This window comes from Rhizobium sp. BE258, from assembly GCF_031457345.1.
Lineage (GTDB): Bacteria > Pseudomonadota > Alphaproteobacteria > Rhizobiales > Rhizobiaceae > Rhizobium.
Window position 1 is genome coordinate 114,895 of the sequence record NZ_JAVDWL010000011.1, and the last position, 19,009, is coordinate 133,903.

Below are 19,009 nucleotides of genomic sequence, written 5' to 3' on the forward strand. Positions count from 1 at the left end.
ACTGACCCGCCTACGTCTTAACTCGGCGTCATCTGAAACACACTTCCCGGAACTTGAAACAATAGGGCTACATCGGCCGCACAGAACCTCGCCAACGAATTTGGAGAGGCCAGTGACCAAGAGCAACTATGATGCCAACCGCCGCAGGGACAGAAGCTCACGCCAACTTGGCGCGCATGAGCGACTCCTCTATCTCTACTCCAAAAGGCATCACCGTCACTTCTGCCTCGTTGGGGAACTTGAAGGTCATATCGACGAAACCGACTTTCAAAAGGCGCTGGAACAGGTGCGGCAGTGGCATGCCAATCTTCGTTTTGCAATCGAAGATTGTGAAGACGGGCTAGCTTTTGTCAATCACAACAAGCCACTAACGATAGAGGTCACCACCTGCGACGGCTCCACCGATTGGAGGCCAGTTGTCGAAGCGGAGCTTGCGAAGCCATTTTTCCCCTGGATGGGGCCGCTGATCCGGACATCTATCCTCAAAGGCAGCGCAGATCCTCAACAGGCTGTCGTGGTTCTGACCTTCCATCATTCGATTGCCGATGGGTTGTCCGCAATCGCTCTCTTGCAGGACCTGGTTCACGCGTTGAACGGCGCGGAGCTTAAGCTCTCGCCGGAGAGAGATTCGGTTGAGGATCTGGTGCGGCGGATTCGCGGCGCGGAGGCCCGTGCCGCTGGCGAGAGAACATCGCCTGTACTACCCGACCTTGAAACCATAAGCGCTATTGCCGGACGACCGTTGTGGCGACCTTTTGAGGCCGATCGGCCAAAGGTGAACGCCATCGCACTGCCCGTTGATCTGACATCAGCGCTCATCAAGAGGTCCCGGCAGGAGGGCACCACGGTGCATGGTGCAATCTGCGCTGCGGTCGCGGTGGCTAACCGCTCACAACACCCTGCTGAAAGCTACGCGATCATGTCGCCGATCAGTCTCCGTCACGCACTCAATATCGGCCCGGATGAAATGGGATTGTTCATAACAGCAGCTACGCTTCGCGTTTCCATCGCCGAACGAGCCCCGCTCTGGGACTTGGCAAGGCGGCTTACCGATGAGCTCAACCCTTTGCGATCGGCGCAGCACCTTATCGAGAGTGTCTCCATGGTGGATGGCGCATTGCCAAGGAACGCCACCGTTGACGTCGCCTGCGGCCTTGTCGGCTCGCTCGCCTATGATGCGGTCGTTTCCAATCTGGGCTCGGTTGATACAGATCTTTCAGAGGGCGCAACAAGCCTCAGGGCGGTGTGGGGACCGATGGTTCTCGGACGTATCCGTAATGAGCGAATGTTCGGCGTCGCCACCACCGGTGGTCATCTTTGTCTGACGGAGGCACGGCCCAACCATATGCCGGAGAGCCTTCAGCAAGTCGCCGTTGCCCTGGCTGATGCCTGCCTCAGCTAGCAGCCGTCCTAGCAGCGCCTAAAGAGGACCTCCCTATGCCCCTGCCCCACCACATCGTTTGCAGCCCTGTGACATCGCACATTACCCGCTTCATTGAAAAGATCGGGGTGCGGATGTCTGCGATTGTCCGGTCGTGGTGTTCGCCACGACCGGCGCAGCAGACCGTGATATGCCCATGTTATTCGATTTTCGAAGTCGAGGCATGCCTCCGGCTTGCAAAAGATCGATCCATTGCATCAACGGTCGTCTTGACCGATAGCCTCGACGAATGCCCGTTGCACCAGTACGTCGAGGTTTCTGTGCGGCATCTCGAGTTGGGGCTGCTGGTTGCTGACAATCTCATCATCGAATGGCGGTGTCGGTAAAGCTGCGCCGGCGTGGTTGCCTTTAACGCGCAACCGTCAGCACGATCGAAACAATGGCTGCGACCGGAAATCCGCTACTTCAGCTTAATCACCAGGAAACATTTCATGGCCACATACATCGTCCTATTCTGTGTTCTTGCAATCTTCTTTCGCGTGGCGTCGCTGGCCATTTCGGTCCGGCACGCAGCGGCCCTGAAAAAATCGGGCGCAGTTGAAATTGGTCGCAAGAACTCGACCGTGCTCGCCACCACCCATGTTCTATACTACGTCTCTTCGATGCTTGAGGCCGTGTGGAGACCGCACGATCTTAGCCCCTACGTTTGGTTAGGCCTTTTCCTTTATGTTGTCGGTATGTTGGTGCTTGCGTCAGTCATCCGGTTGCTTGGGCCGCTCTGGACAGTCAAGCTGCTGATCGCACGCGATCACACGCTCATCCAACACCCGCTGTTTCGCTGGTTCCGACACCCTAATTACTTCCTGAACATCCTGCCTGAACTGACAGGTCTGGCGCTGGTTCTGAATGCGCACGTTACTTTGTTCGTTGGGCTGGTCATCTATGCCATTCCGTTGACAATACGCATTCGACAGGAGGAGGCTGTGATGCGGGCGCGCTTTACAGATTACTGAATGCGCAGCTCAAGCAGGAAAACAGGTCGACCGGCCTGGCGCAGAGGAATGTGGGTCGATTGATCGACATGGATCCTAGTCCCTCGGACGGAAGAAAACATCTTTCGGTGCTTCGGTTACATTTGTAACCGGATTTTTCTTACGTTTTGCAAGCGCGTGTTTAAGTTATTCTCTGTTGCGCTGCGTTCGTCTCGACGAATGCGAGTGTGGCCTCCAGCCAGCGGGAGATGTTTTCCCCGATCGTGGACGTTCGCCAACTCTTGCGTTGAACTAAATACCTCATGTGGGTAGGCACATTTCGGTGCGCAAGGATGTGCTCCGGCTCCGGCCAGCGGTGCAATTCCTTCACATTTGGATGGACAATACCCTCGGGGATTCAAGGCGAAGGTTAGTTGCGGACGCTGAACAACTGCCGCAGAGATAAAAAATGATCACCACGAATGTGATGCGATGGCTGAGCTCGCTTTTCAGGGGGCGACACACTGTAGCGAGTCAACCTTGGGTGATAATTTCACTCACAATGGCCGCCGTGATTTTTGCTGCGCTGGCAACAGGGCGAGGTCCGGACCGGGAAACGCACGAAGCCACACTCACAGCTCTTCGCGCAGTGGATGTGAATGCTGCCTCGCTGCAGCGAGACGTTCTGCAATCCCGTTACGGTATCCTGGAGAATTACGACCCGATCGTCGCGTCGATCGTCGACTTGCACAAGACTATGAAATGCCTTCGCACGCTGTTAAGCAATAGCAGCGCGTCAGGAGACACAAAACTCTGGACCTTGCTTGACTATCTTGATCGATCGGTCACCGAGAATGAAGAGGTAGTAGAAGGGTTCAAGACGAAGAACTCCCTCCTTCAGAATTCTTTGCAGATCTTTGGTCGGACGCTTGGTCGCTTTCATGCCGGGCAGGATCCGTTAAAACCCGTCGTTAGAATACCCACCGATCTCAGCAATCAGATGATGCAATTCTCGATGCAGCCAAACGCTGATCTTGCTGCATCCTTGCGGCAGAAACTGGAGAGCATGACCGCCGCGGAAACGGGAAAGAGCGCTTCGGTTCAAAGCCTTGTTTCTCATGGCCTTCTCATATTATCTACCCTCCCAGAAGTTGATCGCATGGTGGCCGATGTGCAGGCCTCGATTACATCCGTTCGTGCCCAGAATCTCCAGAAGGAATATCTTGAGGAATATGGGCGCCTTAGCCTTCGTGCCTCGTGGAGCCGGATCTTTTTGGGCTCGATATCCGTTGCCCTTTGCGGTTATGTCGTCAGCCTCATCTACAGGCTACGTCGCCAGACCGATCGACTGAAGCGGAAACTCGACTTTGAGGCGGCACTTTCCAACCTCAAGTCGTGTTTCGACAATGCCGGGCTTGAGCGTTTCGAGGAAGCACTTAAGGGAAGTTTACAACAGGTCCGGGACCTCGCTGGAGCGGATGCGTTTCAGTTTTCGACCATACACCAGGAAAGTGGAGAGGTCGAAGAAACCTACGGTAGTGCCGCAATCGTGAGACCTTCAACGACATCGTTTCGACATCAGGTTCTGAAGCAGATAATCGATGGCGGAGCCACGACAGGATTTTCGTCGAAGCCCATCAGTATCCTTTTGCCACCGCCAAGCGTCGATGTCAGATGCAGGCGCGCCGTCAGCGGAGGGCTCGTTCTCGGCCTCAGACTGTCGGACAGATTGGCAGGCGTCATGGCCCTTGAATACGACAAGGCAAAGACCAGACCAGACGATGAGGAAATCGGCGTTATGGCTGCGATGATGCAGGTCATCTTGCAAAATATTGACCAGCACAAAATGCTTTCGGAAAGAGAGATACTGGAGCGCCGTCTTGAGCACGCGGAGAGACTGCAGGCAGTTGGAACCTTGGCCGGGGGCATAGCACATGAGTTCAACAACATATTGGGGGCAATGCTCGGCTATGCGGAAATGGCTCTACATTCACAGAAGCGTAGATCGCCAACATCCCAATTTGTTCAGGAAATCATAAGTGCTGGGGAGCGCGCTAAGAAAATCATCGATCAGATACTCACGCTCAGCCGAAGACGAGAGAGGATTACCAAACCGATCGACGTGGTGGAAATTGTCAGTGATATTCTGCCCCTGCTGCAAATCTCGCTCCGCGACGATGTTGCTCTGTCAGCAAAGCTCCCTGACCGGAAAGCGGTCGTTCTCGGTAATCCGATCGAGATCCAGCAGATCGCAATGAATCTCTGTAAGAACGCAGCGGAGGCGATCGGGGCCAAAGGTAGAATCGAGCTTGAAGTGTCTGTTGTCGAAACGGCCGAGAGATCCACTCTGTCACATGGCGACCTCCCCGCCGGTTGCTGGATCTTGCTTTCGGTGTCCGATAATGGAAGCGGTATTCCAGAAATGGTACTGCCACACATCTTCGAACCCTTCTTCACCACGAGAACACATCAAGGAGGGACCGGTCTTGGTCTCGCGGCTGTCCATGGCAACGTAGTCGCGCTGAGCGGCCATGTTGATGTTCGAAGCGCGCCCGACATGGGCACGCAATTTAGGATCTATTTACCGCTATGCCGACGGTCGCCTGTATCGCTCAGCGACTTCTTCATTGAGGCCGCCGTCCCGGTCGGCCGCGGAGAGTTTGTCGGCGTCCTGGAACGCGATCAAACGCAAAGAATGATGTATGAGGAAAAATTAGCGGCGCTCGGTTACGAGCCCATCGGCTTTTCAGACGTCATTTCCCTCGATCAATGGCTAAATGGGGAGCAGTCAAAGCTCGACCTTCTGATTATTGATAGTGGCTCAATCCAGGCGCCTTCGCCAGGATGTCAGGAAATAGTCTACCCGCGTGGGCCATATATTGTCATTACACCGCAGGGCCGTAGTGACCCTTTCATCCGGAGTAATTTCGCAGACGCAGAGATCCTCCGCAAGCCCGTGAGCGCGAAGACGCTTGCAAACGCTGTTCATGACCGCATTCAAAGGCGTTCACGTAGCCTGGGCGCGGAGGCAGCGGAAAACCCCAATTCATCGCTTTAACGGTCTCGGCTATGCAACCCGGCAGTCCCCGATTGGCGGCTTGTTCGTCGATCGTCCATTTTGAAGTGTGGACGTTTCAATTGTAACCCTTCTTTCCAACTTCGATGAAAGAGCTGGTCACCTTTGCGCTATAATGCCTGTCACCCGCTGCCACTCGGCCGCGCCCAGGGCCCGGTCACAGACAAAGAGATGATGCCCAGCAACATGATGATTTTGACGTGACGATTATGTCTATGAGAACGGCAGGTATTATTCTTACCTTCACCCTGTTTATCGCGTGCGGTGTAGCCAGCGTATTTTCATCTGACACCGGCGTCAGAACACGCGAGGCGATATCCCCGCTCGAACCGGCTCCGGCTCTCGATCCTCATAAAATAACGCTCGGGGAGGAATTGTTCCAAGATCCGATCCTCTCTGGCAAGAACCAGCTCTCGTGCTCGGCGTGCCACGATCTGGATGTTGGGGGAACCGCGCGCATGCCCAGAACTGTTGGCTACAGTGGTCGCCTTCATCGCTATAACGCCCCAACTATATTTAATGTCGCGAACAATTACAGGCTTGGATGGCGCGGAAATTTCACGTCCCTGGAAAAACAAAATGAAGTTGTCCTGCTCGATCCGGATCTTATGGCGAGTGACTGGCCGACATTACTCGGGAAGCTGCGCCACAGTCGCTACGCGCCGCTTTTCGAAAGGGCTTACGCTGAGGAGCCATCGCGCGACACTGTCCTCGATGCTTTGGTCACCTACCAGAAGACCCTGGTTACACCCAATTCGCGCTTCGACCGTTATCTCAAGGGAGAAGCCGATATACTCACATCCCAAGAAATGCGCGGTTACCAACTGTTTAAGGATCTGGGTTGCGTATCCTGCCACCAAGGTTCCAACATCGGCGGCAACCTCTTTCAGGTGTTTGGGATCTTCTCGCGACCACAGCCCAACACCGATCCCAGCTACGATGGCGATTTGGGACGTTTTACCATCACGCATGCCGATGCTGACATAGGCGTTTTCAGGGTTCCCAGCCTGCGCAATGTAGGGTTGACCGCACCTTATTTTCATGACGGCCGCTCTGCCACCCTTGCTGATGCAGTGGATGTGATGGCGAAAAGTCAGTTGGGCGAGGAAATCCAAAAGGCAGACATAGACGCCATCGTCAGTTTTCTGAACACCCTCACGGGTGAATATAAAGGATTACCGTTGAAGGCAAAAAAGTGACCAGCCGCGCGATCAACTTAACCTGGAGATCGTACAGAGAAAGCCTTCAAGTATCACGTATTGGAACTGTCCGAAGGTCCATTGGAATTGATGCGAGGGGAACTGCGCAATGGGGCTAACTGTTCGGTGACAACGTCGGTGTCCAAATAGTACCCGACGCCACGCTCGGTTTTGATCATCGACGAACCCGCAACCGAAAGAGCCAGCTTTCGTCTGAGCCTTAATATCAGAACATCGATGCTCCGGTCATAAACTTCCTCTTCGTGGACCCGGCTTGCCGCGAGCAACTGCTCCCGGGACAAAATTTGCCGCGGCGCCTTCAAGAATGCGACAAGAAGATTGAATTCACCAGCAGTGAGCTTGAGTTCATCTCCCTCGGGAGAGAGAAGTTGACGCAGACGGACGCTCAGCTTCCACCCATCGAAATGAAAAATCTTACGTTCTTTTTCATTGGCTTTTTTGGGCCGCTCTCGCGTGACAGAACGGACACGCGCCAGAAACTCCCTCAAACCGAACGGTTTGGTGATATAATCGGACGCTCCGAGCTCAAGTCCAACGACTTTATCGGCTTCTTCGAGCCTGTCCCCGCTGATGACGATGATCGGTGCATCTGTCTTGCCAGAAAGGTTTCTGACAATTTCAAGCCCGTCCTCGTAGCCGAGATTGAGATCAACCACCACGAGGTCGATTGCTTCGGTATTGAGTACGCGTGACATGGTCTGGCTGTCCGGAACAGCCGTGACCCGGTAGGCGAACTTTGCCAGATAGTCCGCCAGCATGTTTCTGATGGCGCTATCGTCGTCAACGACCAAAATATGCTTCACAGTATTCCTCATATTATCATCGATATGGACATGCAAACATGGCGCGCCGATTGCACGTGATGGCAACTCTTGGTACCTGAACAGCCATTGCGCGCCACGGGCGCTGAATTTGCCCGCAGTAGGCATCCATTCCTTCAGCAAAATTTCAATTTCCAATCCCGATGTTGCATCTGTCACGGCGGACATGCGGCAATGGCGGGGCGACGGAGACATTGTGGGTCACAGCCTGTCTGATGCTGCTCCTTGGCATCTTCGGAACCGTAGACATTAGGATTCGAAGCTTATTCCCCGGCGCCTGAAATAATCTTGCGCATGTGCCCTCATGGAGTGAAGAGCTAGCGCTCTTCATCTGGAGGGTGCATTTGCGAAACTAGTCCTCGACATTGAGCGGCGCGAGCGCTTGAACGTCTACGCGTTAGAGCTAGCGCCGCTTTGGCAAAGACAGAAGTCACCCCAGTGTCCGGGCACTTGTTCCCGTAAATCACGAATGCCATCTTCAAAAGTGCAAGTTCTCCGGTCGAACGCGGAGATTGCGGGTCTCGACTTTGCCGTAGATCGTACGGCATCGCTCCAGACCCGTAGGTTCGGGCGCTATGTGGTAACGCGTGGCATCAGCCGCTTATGACGTTTGAAACGCGACTTTGTTACCCTGAAATCGGTAGAGCCCTGGAAGGGTTCAGACTTCTCGCGGCGGCGCATAAGCCACTACGTCGATGGCGCCATCTCCAGGTGGCAACGCCACGCTTCCCAAGCAGATGCCATTTTGCGTGGCGAACCATTGGGCAGCCCGTAAAGCGGCTCGCATTTCAACGGAAAGGATAGATGATGAGCTTCACTGTCGTAAACGGCGAGGGCTGGCTCGATGTGCTAGGCCCTCTTGTTAAAGCACTCACCCTTAACGCAACAAATCCGGAAGATTACGCAATTATCCTCGGCTTCGTCACGCGGGGCACCGTCGTACCCTTGCACCGCCATGCGGACCGCGAGACATTCTACGTTCTGGAAGGCGAGGCCGAGGCTTACTAAGCCGAGGTATGGCATAGCGTCGGTGCTGGGGAACTGGTTGATCTTGCACCTAACGAACCCCATGCCTTAAGGAACGCGTCAGCGGCTGGAGCAAAACTGCTACTTGTCACGACAGGTGCAATGAACCGCTTTTTTCTGGAAGCTGGCCGTCAACCGTTGGATGTCCTCGCCCCCCGTAGCCAGAAGAAATCGCTGCATTTCTGAACCATGCCGCAGACTACGGCTACTGGGTTGCATCTCCTGAAGAAAATACGGCGATCGGCATCCGCCTTTGAAGGAGTTGTTCGCAAGAAATCTTCGAAGCTGCCGTGGTACACGTTTGGCGAAGACTGTTAATGAAACCTTTGCTGTCACGCAGGAGCGCGTCTACCAGCCTCATCACCAGCGCTTCAGCGCTGACATCAGGTTCAGATACCGTATCGCCTCCAGTGCAGTCAAATTCAGAGGTCGCCGCCGCGACGGTGACCTCAATGCTATCACTTAATGATAGGGCTTTGGTTGACGTTTAATCCGAACGGAGCGTGGCCGTGAAAGTCGGCGCGGTCTTCTCCGTTCCGCGCTACGATATCAGGCTTTTATTCAATATGGTCATAAGATTTTCGTACATTTCCAGATCGCTGGCTTGAACGCCGATCTGCGAGAGAGACGTTTCCAGATCGTCTGTGTGAAGGCTAATCCCTGAGTGTAGAGGATGTCCATTGGTGTTCCCGGTTGAAAACGCCTTTGAAGCCGCCGTGAGCATCGCCAACTTGTCTGGAGGCGGTGGCTCACCATTGGAATCGGCAAAACTCACACCTTCGCTCGATCTGATCATGGTGTAGCCAGTTGCTTGTCGAAACATTTCCTCACCATGTGCACTGAGCGCGGAGCCTTCGCTTGCGACGGCCGAGCCAGACGACGATGGTTTTACTGAGACGCCACTCATGCTTCTTGAAGACGTTTCTGATTTCGGACCGTCGACAGGGTCAAAATTAAAACCGTCAAGCACATCCGCGTCGGAACTGCCAGCTTTCCGTTTCGGTGAATAGCTATATAATGGATCTAAAGAGGGTTTTTTCGAAACAAACATTGCTCGTTCAATCCTTTCGCAAATAAGGACATGTTTGAACCCGCTAGCTTGACCAGAGCTGACGCCCTTTGCGGTAACGCCCTTTAGCTTCAAGATGGTGAAGAGACCAATCATTGAAGCTTGATGAATCGACAAAACTCAGCATCTCTCCTTCGCTTGCTACGAAGCACTGATACCGAAGAAATGTGGCGGCGGAGAGCGCAAGGGCAGCACACTGTAGGACTGGCTCCCGCTCCTACTACAAATACGGTTCGGGCGCTGGACGATAGTGTGCGAAATCTGTCGATGGAATGGAATATATCCATGAACCGGCTGTCTACGATCCTAGACGCAGTTGTCACGAAGGATCAGAGACATGATTTCCAAACTCCCCGGGCCATTCACCGTTCTACTATGTGGGCTGGCTTTTGCCGGACCGGTCTGGGCTCATTCACATTTGAAAGTGGCAACCCCATCCGAGGGAGCAACCGTAATCTCCTCAGCCTCCCCGGTTACTCTGACCTTTACCGAAGCCCTGGAGCCCGCATATTCGACGATAGCAGTCACCGATGAAGCCGGCCAGCCGGTCCCAACGGGCGCCACGACCGTGAGTAGCGAGGATGCAAGCAAGCTCTCCATCATGCCGACCGAGCCTCTTAGGCCGGGAATCTATAAGGTCGATTGGCACGTGCTGTCCAAGGACGGACATTCCACTTCCGGCTCTTATCGCTTCACCGTAACGCCATGAGCCCCCTGGAGGCCCTCGCTGTTGGAAGGTGTCTCAACGACACGGCTCTGGCCTATTGCTGGGGCGCCGGCGGCTTCGCCACCGCCATTACGCAGGGCAGTGTCCGTCTCCATCTGCAAGGAGCGCTGCGGCGGTCGCTTCTCATCGGCAGCGTGCTGGTGGCCGCAACGAGCGTGGCGGCGATTCCGCTCCAAGTGGCAACAATTGGCTCGGGATGGACATCCGCCCTGATGCCGGACTTGGTCCTGAATGTCGCGCTCGACACCACTTTCGGACGGGTTATGCTTGTCCATGCCGCGATATGCGTCCTGATGTTTGCCGCTGCATGCTGTCGTAGGCAGAAGACAACAGTCCTAATAGCGGCTCTGGCACTCTCCAGCAGTGCGGCATCCGGACATAGTGGCGAGACACTTATCACCGCCCTTCTCGATGTCGTGCATGTCCTTTCCGCAACGGCGTGGGTTGGCGCTCTCATTCCATTCCTGTTGCTTTTGCGGATGGTCAGGCACCAGGAACTACGCGCTGAGGCGACGCGCGCACTCCGAAATTTCTCCGGGGCCGGCCATATCGCGGTAGGTCTGGTTCTGTTGTCAGGCGTGGCTAACACGCTCTTGATCCTCGGGCATCCTCCAACGGACCTGGCGTCGCCCTATCAGGTCAAGCTCCTCATCAAGATCGCTGTCGCCCTGTCCATGACGTGCCTGGCCATCGTCAATCGCTACTTGGTGGTACCGCGTTGCCGATCGCATCCGCGTTCATCTCAGAGAACTTTGAGTTGGGTAGCGTCCGCTGAAATCGCGCTCGGCCTCTTAGCCTTTGCCCTGGTGGCCTCGCTTGGTCTCGACGATCCCGCCTAAAAAAACTTGGGGCGTGGTGGAATAGATCCGGATGCCGGATGTCTACAGAACTGACCTCACACAGGAAGACACCAATGTTTGGACGATCCTACAAAATCTTAGACGCTTTTGCTGCTCTAGTGATTGCCGCAGGCGGGGCATCCGCTGTGCTCGCCGCTGATGTTGCGCCGCCAAAACCCTCCGTTGTTGCGGCAGCGAACACGGAAGCTGCCTATCTAGCGGAGAACGATGAAGCGATGGACAAGATGATGTCGGACATGTCGGTTAAGCCGACCGGCGATGTCGACCGTGACTTCGTCGCCATGATGACGCCCCACCATCAGGGCGCGATCGAAATGGCTCTTGCCCTCCTGAAATACGGCAAGAACGAACAGCTTAAGCGCATCGCGCAAGAAATCATCGTGGATCAGCAGCAGGAGATCGCGGCCATGAAGCTCGCGCTCGGCGATCCGCTTCCCCCATCCGAGGCTGCCCCGACACAGGTTGCACCGGAGACTTCCCCCGCCCAACCCATGCCCGGCCACACCATGCAGGGCATGGACCCCAACATGAAAATGTAATTCTAAAAGGACATCAGCAATGACAATCCGGACCTCTTTTGCTGCCAGCTTGCTGGCGGGCAGCATCCTGTTGCCTCTTTCAGCCTTTGCGGGCCAGGCGCCGTTCGCAGCCTCCGCACCTGAAATCCCCGTCAGCAGCAAGGATCGCGTCTATGCGGCCGAGCAGTTCTCCAACACGGTGTCGGTCACCGATCCATCGACAAACAAACTCCTCGGCGTCATCAAGCTTGGCGACCCCCAGCCGGGCAACCTGTCGCCGCTCTACAAGGGCCAGGTTCTCGTACATGGCATGGGGTTTTCGCCGGACAAGAAGACGATTGCCGTCGTTTCGATCGGCTCCAACTCCGTAACCTTCATCGACACCGCCACCAACACCGTCAAGCATACGACCTATGTCGGCCGCTCTCCGCATGAAGCCTTCTTCACGCCGGACGGCAAAGAAGTGTGGGTAACCGTGCGCGGCGAGGATTATATCTCCGTCATCGATTCCAGCACATATGAGGAAAAGTCACAGATTAAAGTACCTGCCGGACCAGGCATGCAGATCTTCTCGCCCGACGGTAAGTATGGCTACATCTGCTCGTCCTTCAATCCCGAGACGGTGGTGGTCAATGTCGCGGACCATCAGATCGTCGGCCATGTCAAGCAGGCGAGCCCGTTCTGCCCTAACATCGCCGCATCTCCCGACGGCAAGCAGGTCTGGTTCACACTGAAGGATGTCGGCAAGACCCAGGTCTTCAATGCCGAGGCACCTTTCGATCTGATCAAGACGCTCGACACCGGCCCGATCACCAACCACGTTAACCTCGTCACCAACAAGAACGGCAGCTTTGCCTATGTTACGGTCGGTGGGTTGAACGAAGTGAAGGTGTTCCGCACGGATAACTTCGATCAGGTCGCGACAATTCCCGTCGGCAATCTGCCGCATGGCATCTGGCCGTCAGGCGACGGCACCCGCGTGTATGTCGGCCTGGAAAACGCCGATGCGATGGCCGCGATCGACACACTGACAAACAAGGTCATTGCGACTGTTCCGATCGGTCAGGCTGCTCAGGCCGTCAACTACGTGCCGAATGCGGTGCCGGAAGGTGATGGTCTGCAGAACCTGCAACCGCTTGGCACAGCGGGTGTTGCTGCGCACCTCACGCTTGAAGCAAAGGGGGACAAGGAGAAGAAAGCACCGACAAGTGTGACGCTGTTCGATCAGGGTCTCACCCAGGTTCTGCAGGCATCCGTGACCGGTCTGGAGGCGAAGAAGATGTACGTTCTGGCGCTCTCTGATAATGCAGACGGCAGTGGACCGCTCCAGGGCCTTTCGAGCTTCATGACTAATCCGGCAGGCTCTGCGATCGTCAACGCCGTCGGCCCGATCCGCCAGATCGTCGAATCCAAGCACAAGGACGAGCGCCGCTACATCGTCGTCGCCTCTTCGGCCGATGGCAAGCCCGGCCAGGTGCTGCAGGTGCAGTCAGCCGACTGACGACAGCCAACGCGATCTTCGCACTTGCGTGGATCGCGTTCAACGGAGACTATAAGGCATGAGCGATTTGCTTTCCCAGGTCGAGCCGATGATACCGGCCCTCAGGCGCTATGCGCACGGTCTCTTGCGCAACCCTGAGACTGCAGACGACATTGTCCAAGACTGCCTTGAAAAGGTTGTGTCGAACTGGAGTCGCCGTCGCGATGAGAACGCACGCTCCTGGGTTTTCACCATCTTGCATAACCTCGCGATCAACCGGCTACGTCAAGATGCTCGACGCAGCGGCATGGTGCCACTGGACGATATGCCGGAAGGAACGGCCTCCATTGCTGCAGGTCAGGAAAATATGCTGTTTGGACAGGACGTCCTGGCTGCGATTGAGCGACTGCCCCCCGACCATCGAAGTATTCTGCTCCTGATCACGGTGGAGGACTTGAGCTACGCGGAAGCCGCGACAATCCTTAGCATACCGGTTGGAACCGTCATGTCACGATTGGCGCGCGCGCGCGAACAGTTAAGAACGATCCTTGAAAGCAAGCCTGTTGGCACCTCCACCAGCGGCCCCTATATCCGGAGGGTGAAATGAACATGAAACCCATCACCGAAGACGACCTTCAAGCCTATGTCGACAATGCACTGGATGCGGAACGGCATCTGGAAGTGTCGGCTTTTCTTGAAAAGAACGATCAGGCTACACGGCGTATCGGTTCATACCGACGAGACGCCGAAGCGTTGAGGTCGGCTCTCGCGCCGGTCGCCGCCGAAGCAGTTCCCAGCAGGCTAAACCTGGCGCACATGATCGAGGCCAAGGAACCCGCTCCTGGGCGGCGGTTTGCGTCAATGGCTGCGGCCGCGGTCCTTCTTTTGGCAATCGGCGGATCGGGCGGCTGGTTGCTGAAAGGTTTCAGCATGCCTTCGGGTGAAGGCGTCGCAGCCTTGGCGCAGGAGGCCTCCGCAAGCTATACGGTATTTTCGCCCGACACCGTCAGACCGGTCGAAGTACGCGCAGATGGCAAGACGGACCTGAAACAGATTGCCTCAGGGGCCGTTGGGAGCGCGGTCGCGATCCCGGATCTCAGCAAGGTCGGCTATCGCCTCATGGGCGGGCGCGTGATCCCGACATCACACGGTCCTGGCTTCATGCTGATGTATGACGACGACAAGGGAAACCGCCTGGTGATGCTAGCCCGTCGTATGCAGGTTGACCAGAATAAACCCATGGTCGCGAGCACCCGACAGGACGTTCATGGCTGGAGCTGGGCGGAGAACGGCATGGGTTATAGCCTGGTCGGCTCGCTTGGTCCCGATAGGCTGCACCCCATTGCGGACGCCGTGCGGTCGCAGATCTGAAGGAATGCGCGTTTGGCAACGGATCGGCTCGGAAGCATCACGGCATTCATCCGCGTGGCGGAACTTGGAGGATTCGCGGCGGCCGGTAGATCCCTTGGCATTTCCCCTTCAGCAGTGAGCAAGAGTGTCTCCAGATTGGAAGAAAGGTTGCAACTGAGACTGTTTCAACGCACGACAAGGTCGCTGGCCATGACAGAGGACGGCAGACTTTTTTTCGAGCGGTGTAGCGCAATCATCAAGGAACTCGATCAAGCTGAAGCGGATATGCTGCAGCGTGCCGCCCGTCCGAGCGGTCTACTGCGGATTGAAATGCCGACGGCACTTGGCCGGCTCCGTATCGTTCCCATGCTGGGAAACCTGACGTCCCGGTTTCCGGAACTGCGCATTGCGGCGACATTCGCCGACACACTGACGGATCCGATTTCCGCGGGGATTGATGCAGTGGTGCGGATTGGCTATCCGCGAGATCCCCGCCTGATGGTAAAGCGGGTCGGAACGGTAAAATACATAACCTGCGCCTCTCCGGCTTACCTTGCGGCTCATGGCGAGCCCCTGACATTGGACGATCTTGCCCAGCATGACTGCGTCAGACGAGTGTCCCATGATCCGCCTGGCTTCGCCCCCTGGAAATTTAAAGAAACGGAAACGGGAAAGCCTCTTGAGCGCAATGTCGAGGGTACGCTGAGCTGCGATAGCCCTGATGCAATGGTGGACTTCGGCCTTTCGGGCAGCGGTGTCGTTCAGCTCCATACGTATATGGCGGAGCCCCATATCGCATCGGGCATGCTCGTAGAAGTGCTTGCGCCATTTGCAGGCGATGGCCCTCCGATTTCAATTCTGTTTCCCTCGAGCAAAAACCTCGCGCCGAAAGTTCGCGCTTTCATCGAATTTGTCACTCAAGTTCTCAACCAACGGTCCGACAGGTGACCGTGCGATCTTGTTGCGCTTGACCTTTAACCTAACTTGCCTCCACCTTCTGAAGAGTCTCGCGTTTTCAATCTTGACCTTATATGGCCTGTTTTTCGATAGTAGTTTTCATTGCTAGCTTGCTGGGGTGATTGCCCAGCGACGAGTGGGCTCTGTTTTGGCGTGCCTGTGCGGCGCTCAACTTCGATCGTTCGAAAGCTTCCGCGAGCTACAGCGTTTTTGCCTCCGACCGGAAGCGTCACCCGATCTGCCGAGACAGTTCGTTTGCAAGTCAAGCGCATCACAAATCAATGCTCAGATCAGCGTCTCTCAGGTCGCGGCGCGCGAAAACAAGCCTCGTGATCTGGACCTACTGGAGCGGATGGCTGCACAGGCTGGTTTAGCAAGCAGCTACCTGCGAAATTTTTCGCGCAGGGCAATAAAAGTGCTTGATCTTGGCAGTAAGTCTAACTTGGCCTGATCTTGCTCTTGGTCTGGTTCGTATCCTGACGAGCGATTGCGCGCGTACCGGAAGCTCCGAGACCTATCAGCTGACAGCTGTCAGCGGACCGCGTCCCGCTCCTCCACGAGTTCAGCGACGGTCCGTGCCAGCATTACCTGTTGAAAGTCGTCGAGCTTGAGTCCTTCAATAATCCGAAATGACCCGTTTTCACAGATCACCGGGAAGCCGCATATCAGCCCTTCTGGAACATCGTAATGCCCCTCGGACGCCACCGCCATCGATGTCCAGCGACCCCTCGTGCCATTTAACCAGTCTCGCATCTGATCGATTGCCGCGTTTGCGGCAGAGGCGGCCGACGAAGCACCTCGCGTCTCGATGACAGCGGTGCCGCGCCGAGCCACTTCCGGAATAAAGACCTCACAGTACCAACTTTTGTCAAGGATCACGTCGGACAGGGCTTTCCCGTCGAGGCGGGAATATGACCAGTCGGCGAACATTGTCGGGGAATGATTTCCCCAGACGATAAGCCGGTCAATCTCGCCGACCTGGCAGCGGGCCTTGCGCGACAACTGGGTGAGTGCACGGTTGTGATCGAGACGGATCATCGAACTCACTTGGCGCGGGTCGAAATCAGGCGCATTGCGGATCAGGATCGAGGCATTGGTGTTCGCCGGATTTCCAACCACCAAGACGCGGCAATCCCGCTTTGCCTTCTCGTTGAGAGCCTGGCCCTGGATCTTGAAGATCTCTGCGTTCGCGGACATTAGATCCCGCCGCTCCATTCCCTTCGAGCGTGGTCTCGAACCTACGAGAAACACAACGTCAGCGTCGTCGAATGCCACAGCAGGATCGTCCGTCATTACGATGTTTTGGACCAGCGGGAACGCGCAATCCTCTATCTCCATGACGACGCCTCGGAGTGCGGTCTGTGCCTGCGGCAGGTCAAGGAGCCTCAGTTCTACTGGCTGCTGCGGACCAAAAAGGTCACCCGCCGCAAGGCGAAACAGAAGGGAATAACAGAGCTGACCTGCAGCGCCGCTGATTGTAATTGTCTTGGGTGATGTGAACAGAGACATGGGTGCTGAACCTCGGACATAATGTTGTTGCTGTCAGCATTATCGATATGGCGCTTAACATTTCTATCGAATAATACTTGTCGAAATAATCGTCGATATCGATGAAGGAATGCAGCTCATGACCCTGGAGCAACTGCGAATGTTTGTGGCGGTGGCGGAACATCAACATGTTACGCGCGCGGCCAAGTTCCTTAACATGACTCAGTCGACAGTCAGCGCCGCGGTACTAGCGCTGGAACAGAGACACGGGGTCGCGCTTTTTGATCGCGTTGGCCGTTCAATTATCCTTAATCAGACCGGACGGGTGTTTCTGGAACGCGCGAAGAGGGTTCTGGCGGAAGCCCGCGCGGCCGAGGCGGCACTGGATGACTTGACCGGGCTTCGACGTGGCGAGCTGTCCGTGATGGCAAGCCTCACAATTGCAGCTTACTGGCTGCCTCGTCGGCTTGCTGCGTTTCATGCCGGATATCCCGGTATCAAGTTCGACGTTCGGATCGGCAATACTGAAGCCGTGGCTGACGCCGTAGAAGCCGGATCGGTGGAAATAGGCTTGGTAGAAGGTAGGATTAATCGCGCTTTGATCTCTTCCAGCGCTGTTGCAACCGACGAGTTGATCGTCGTGGCCTCTCCCGGACATGCACTTGCTCGGAAAAAGCGATTGGGTGGCGCGCACCTGCAGGAGGCCACGTGGGTTCTGCGCGAGCCCGGATCTGGAACGCGCCTCGCATTTGAAACGCTTGCCGAGGAGATGCATCTCGAAACTGCGTCCCTCGAGGTGGTCATGGTCCTCCCCAGCAACGAGGCCGTGTTGGGAACAGTAGAAGCTGGTTTGGGTATCACACTGACGTCGCGCAGTGCCGCAAAAGCCGAGCTTGCTGCCGGACTTCTCGTTGAACTTCCGCTTCCATCCCGCCTTCGTCCCTTCTTTCTCATAAGGCACAAGGAGCGATTTCGCAGCAAGGTGGGGGAGCTGGCTGGCACTTGGACCAATCGGAACAGGGGCGCTCAGCTTGTTCGTAATGAGCCAGAACGCACCCGCAGTTCTTTCGGCTAACGGTCTGAACACTCTGGCCACTGCGATCGCGGGCGCAAGCCTTCTCGGTGGGCTGATATTATGGGGCTACGGCATCTGGTGGCTCGCAATCGCCATAATGATCACGCTGCGCTACCTGAAGGACGGCATTCCGTATAACATCGGCTGGTGGGGCTATACGTTTCCGCTTGGTGTCTTCGCCGTTGCCACCGGGCGCCTTGCAACGATTGTTCCGCTTACTCCGATAGCCTGGCTAGCCTCTACTCTCATCAGCTTTCTGGGCTTCGTGTGGATATTGGTTGCGATCCGGACCGTGCGCGGGATCCTCAATCGTTCGCTCTTCGTCGCGCCTTGCCTCGCGGCTGAATGAATCTCATTTCGATAACGACGACTGCCGTGCGACTTTGCAAATTCCCAACCGCCTGTCCCCTTCTTAAGCTCCTTCATGGAGCCGCATTTGCGGCTCTGCTGGCCGACCAAGCCGCCGACAGCAAGCCGTTAAACACCGTCGATGGGCAAGCACCAGCACCTGTCACTCTCACTGTATATTCGTCTCGAACCTGTTCTCATTGTCTGGAGTTTGAGCGTAATTATCTGCCTGCCTTGAGGAAGGATTATGTGGAATCCCGAAAGTTGCAGATTCCCCACAAGCCCTTCCTTCGCAATTCGGTCGACGCCGTTATCTTTATGCTTGCTAAAGGAGAAGGCGGCGTCGACGAAACGGTGAAAAGGTTCATAGTGTGGATGGATGACCTCGCTGCGGCTACCGATCTTCAGTTCAAGCTTAGAGAGATTGCTTCTGATCTGAATATCACCGAAGCTCAGTTCGATCGCACCGTCGCAGACCATAGACTCTTGATGAACTGAATACTCAGACGGAATAGGCACCGGCGTCATGGGTGGGTTGGGGAACGTCAGCATTTTTCGACGCAATAGCACCCCGGTTTGGCCCTAAGGAGGTGTCGCCTTGAAAGGATCAGAACCGCAAACACTTCGGCCAATTTCACAGGT

18 protein-coding genes are annotated in these 19,009 nt (G+C 55.8%); 15 read left to right on the forward strand and 3 right to left on the reverse strand.

The genetic code is table 11. From position 1 onward, the window contains the following. Positions 1–112 precede the first annotated feature (112 nt). From J2X43_RS29530 to J2X43_RS29545, 4 genes are all read left to right on the forward strand, one after another. A complete protein-coding gene (locus J2X43_RS29530; RefSeq protein ID WP_310301097.1) occupies positions 113–1,402 on the forward strand; it encodes a condensation domain-containing protein in 1,290 nt (429 codons plus the stop codon). A gap of 470 nt (positions 1,403–1,872) precedes the next feature. Beyond that, the gene (locus J2X43_RS29535) at positions 1,873–2,394 is read left to right on the forward strand and encodes an isoprenylcysteine carboxylmethyltransferase family protein (RefSeq protein WP_310301103.1); all 522 of its coding nucleotides are present in this window, start codon (positions 1,873–1,875) and stop codon (positions 2,392–2,394) included. A 445-nt stretch (positions 2,395–2,839) separates the two neighbouring features. Next, the gene (locus J2X43_RS29540; protein ID WP_310301197.1) at positions 2,840–5,410 is read left to right on the forward strand and encodes a two-component system VirA-like sensor kinase; all 2,571 of its coding nucleotides are present in this window, start codon (positions 2,840–2,842) and stop codon (positions 5,408–5,410) included. A gap of 227 nt (positions 5,411–5,637) precedes the next feature. Next, positions 5,638–6,627 (forward strand): cytochrome c peroxidase, encoded by a 990-nt coding sequence (locus J2X43_RS29545; RefSeq protein WP_310301199.1) that lies wholly within the window; start codon positions 5,638–5,640, stop codon positions 6,625–6,627. A gap of 53 nt (positions 6,628–6,680) precedes the next feature. Here the strand turns inward: J2X43_RS29545 and J2X43_RS29550 are convergent, their stop codons facing one another. Continuing rightward, on the reverse strand, positions 6,681–7,451 hold the full coding sequence (locus J2X43_RS29550; protein WP_310301202.1) for a response regulator: 771 nt from the start codon (positions 7,449–7,451) through the stop codon (positions 6,681–6,683). 825 nt (positions 7,452–8,276) lie between these two features. On the opposite strand from J2X43_RS29550, the gene J2X43_RS29555 reads away from it, so the two are divergent. Continuing rightward, positions 8,277–8,477, forward strand: a complete 201-nt coding sequence (locus J2X43_RS29555; protein ID WP_310301104.1) for a hypothetical protein — start codon at positions 8,277–8,279, stop codon at positions 8,475–8,477. Positions 8,478–9,036: 559 nt separating this feature from the next. Here J2X43_RS29555 and J2X43_RS29560 read toward each other — a convergent pair. After that, positions 9,037–9,681: a hypothetical protein gene (locus tag J2X43_RS29560; RefSeq protein ID WP_310301105.1), complete on the reverse strand. Its 645-nt coding sequence runs from the start codon at positions 9,679–9,681 to the stop codon at positions 9,037–9,039. A gap of 220 nt (positions 9,682–9,901) precedes the next feature. On the opposite strand from J2X43_RS29560, the gene copC reads away from it, so the two are divergent. The 7 genes from copC (at position 9,902) to J2X43_RS29595 (ending at position 15,447) form a co-directional block, all read left to right on the forward strand. Beyond that, positions 9,902–10,273, forward strand: a complete 372-nt coding sequence (copC, locus tag J2X43_RS29565; RefSeq protein ID WP_310301106.1) for a copper homeostasis periplasmic binding protein CopC — start codon at positions 9,902–9,904, stop codon at positions 10,271–10,273. Continuing rightward, on the forward strand, positions 10,270–11,130 hold the full coding sequence (locus tag J2X43_RS29570) for a CopD family protein (RefSeq protein ID WP_310301107.1): 861 nt from the start codon (positions 10,270–10,272) through the stop codon (positions 11,128–11,130). The genes copC and J2X43_RS29570 overlap by 4 nt, the downstream gene beginning before the upstream one ends. A 74-nt stretch (positions 11,131–11,204) precedes the next feature. After that, entirely contained in the window at positions 11,205–11,690 is a 486-nt protein-coding gene (locus J2X43_RS29575) for a DUF305 domain-containing protein (protein ID WP_310301108.1), read from the forward strand. 19 nt (positions 11,691–11,709) lie between these two features. Beyond that, positions 11,710–13,170, forward strand: coding sequence for a YncE family protein (locus J2X43_RS29580; protein WP_310301109.1), 1,461 nt, complete (start codon positions 11,710–11,712; stop codon positions 13,168–13,170). Positions 13,171–13,228: 58 nt separating this feature from the next. Continuing rightward, positions 13,229–13,756: an RNA polymerase sigma factor gene (locus tag J2X43_RS29585; RefSeq protein ID WP_310301110.1), complete on the forward strand. Its 528-nt coding sequence runs from the start codon at positions 13,229–13,231 to the stop codon at positions 13,754–13,756. Next, positions 13,753–14,520 carry an anti-sigma factor gene (locus J2X43_RS29590; RefSeq protein WP_310301111.1) on the forward strand — a complete coding sequence of 256 codons (768 nt, stop codon included), beginning with the start codon at positions 13,753–13,755 and terminating at the stop codon, positions 14,518–14,520. The genes J2X43_RS29585 and J2X43_RS29590 overlap by 4 nt, the downstream gene beginning before the upstream one ends. 12 nt (positions 14,521–14,532) lie before the next feature. Continuing rightward, positions 14,533–15,447, forward strand: coding sequence for a LysR family transcriptional regulator (locus tag J2X43_RS29595; RefSeq protein WP_310301112.1), 915 nt, complete (start codon positions 14,533–14,535; stop codon positions 15,445–15,447). 540 nt (positions 15,448–15,987) lie between these two features. On the opposite strand, the gene J2X43_RS29600 is transcribed toward J2X43_RS29595, so the two are convergent. Beyond that, positions 15,988–16,965: a malate dehydrogenase gene (locus tag J2X43_RS29600; RefSeq protein ID WP_310301113.1), complete on the reverse strand. Its 978-nt coding sequence runs from the start codon at positions 16,963–16,965 to the stop codon at positions 15,988–15,990. Between the two features lie 118 nt (positions 16,966–17,083). Between J2X43_RS29600 and J2X43_RS29605 the strand changes: the two genes are divergently transcribed. Genes J2X43_RS29605 through J2X43_RS29615 form a run of 3 tightly spaced genes read left to right on the forward strand, consistent with a single transcriptional unit; the run spans position 17,084 to position 18,865 of the window. Further along, on the forward strand, positions 17,084–18,019 hold the full coding sequence (locus tag J2X43_RS29605; protein ID WP_310301114.1) for a LysR substrate-binding domain-containing protein: 936 nt from the start codon (positions 17,084–17,086) through the stop codon (positions 18,017–18,019). After that, positions 17,976–18,368, forward strand: coding sequence for a hypothetical protein (locus J2X43_RS29610; protein WP_310301115.1), 393 nt, complete (start codon positions 17,976–17,978; stop codon positions 18,366–18,368). The genes J2X43_RS29605 and J2X43_RS29610 overlap by 44 nt, the downstream gene beginning before the upstream one ends. Continuing rightward, complete coding sequence (locus J2X43_RS29615) at positions 18,365–18,865, forward strand: thioredoxin domain-containing protein (RefSeq protein WP_310301116.1); 501 nt, start codon at positions 18,365–18,367, stop codon at positions 18,863–18,865. Before J2X43_RS29610 ends, J2X43_RS29615 begins: the two co-directional genes overlap by 4 nt. The last annotated feature ends 144 nt before the right edge of the window (positions 18,866–19,009 follow it).

Excerpts from the sequence above, each read along its gene's own strand:
- J2X43_RS29585 (WP_310301110.1), top strand. The coding sequence starts at position 13,229 with ATGAGCGATTTGCTTTCCCAGGTCGAGCCGATGATACCGGCCCTCAGG.
- J2X43_RS29540 (WP_310301197.1), top strand. The coding sequence starts at position 2,840 with ATGCGATGGCTGAGCTCGCTTTTCAGGGGGCGACACACTGTAGCGAGT.
- J2X43_RS29575 (WP_310301108.1), top strand. The coding sequence starts at position 11,205 with ATGTTTGGACGATCCTACAAAATCTTAGACGCTTTTGCTGCTCTAGTG.
- J2X43_RS29535 (WP_310301103.1), top strand. The coding sequence starts at position 1,873 with ATGGCCACATACATCGTCCTATTCTGTGTTCTTGCAATCTTCTTTCGC.
- J2X43_RS29580 (WP_310301109.1), top strand. The coding sequence starts at position 11,710 with ATGACAATCCGGACCTCTTTTGCTGCCAGCTTGCTGGCGGGCAGCATC.
- J2X43_RS29615 (WP_310301116.1), top strand. The coding sequence starts at position 18,365 with ATGAATCTCATTTCGATAACGACGACTGCCGTGCGACTTTGCAAATTC.
- copC (WP_310301106.1), top strand. The coding sequence starts at position 9,902 with ATGATTTCCAAACTCCCCGGGCCATTCACCGTTCTACTATGTGGGCTG.
- J2X43_RS29555 (WP_310301104.1), top strand. The coding sequence starts at position 8,277 with ATGAGCTTCACTGTCGTAAACGGCGAGGGCTGGCTCGATGTGCTAGGC.
- J2X43_RS29545 (WP_310301199.1), top strand. The coding sequence starts at position 5,638 with ATGTCTATGAGAACGGCAGGTATTATTCTTACCTTCACCCTGTTTATC.
- J2X43_RS29600 (WP_310301113.1), bottom strand. The coding sequence starts at position 16,965 with ATGTCTCTGTTCACATCACCCAAGACAATTACAATCAGCGGCGCTGCA.
- J2X43_RS29605 (WP_310301114.1), top strand. The coding sequence starts at position 17,084 with ATGACCCTGGAGCAACTGCGAATGTTTGTGGCGGTGGCGGAACATCAA.
- J2X43_RS29570 (WP_310301107.1), top strand. The coding sequence starts at position 10,270 with ATGAGCCCCCTGGAGGCCCTCGCTGTTGGAAGGTGTCTCAACGACACG.
- J2X43_RS29590 (WP_310301111.1), top strand. The coding sequence starts at position 13,753 with ATGAACATGAAACCCATCACCGAAGACGACCTTCAAGCCTATGTCGAC.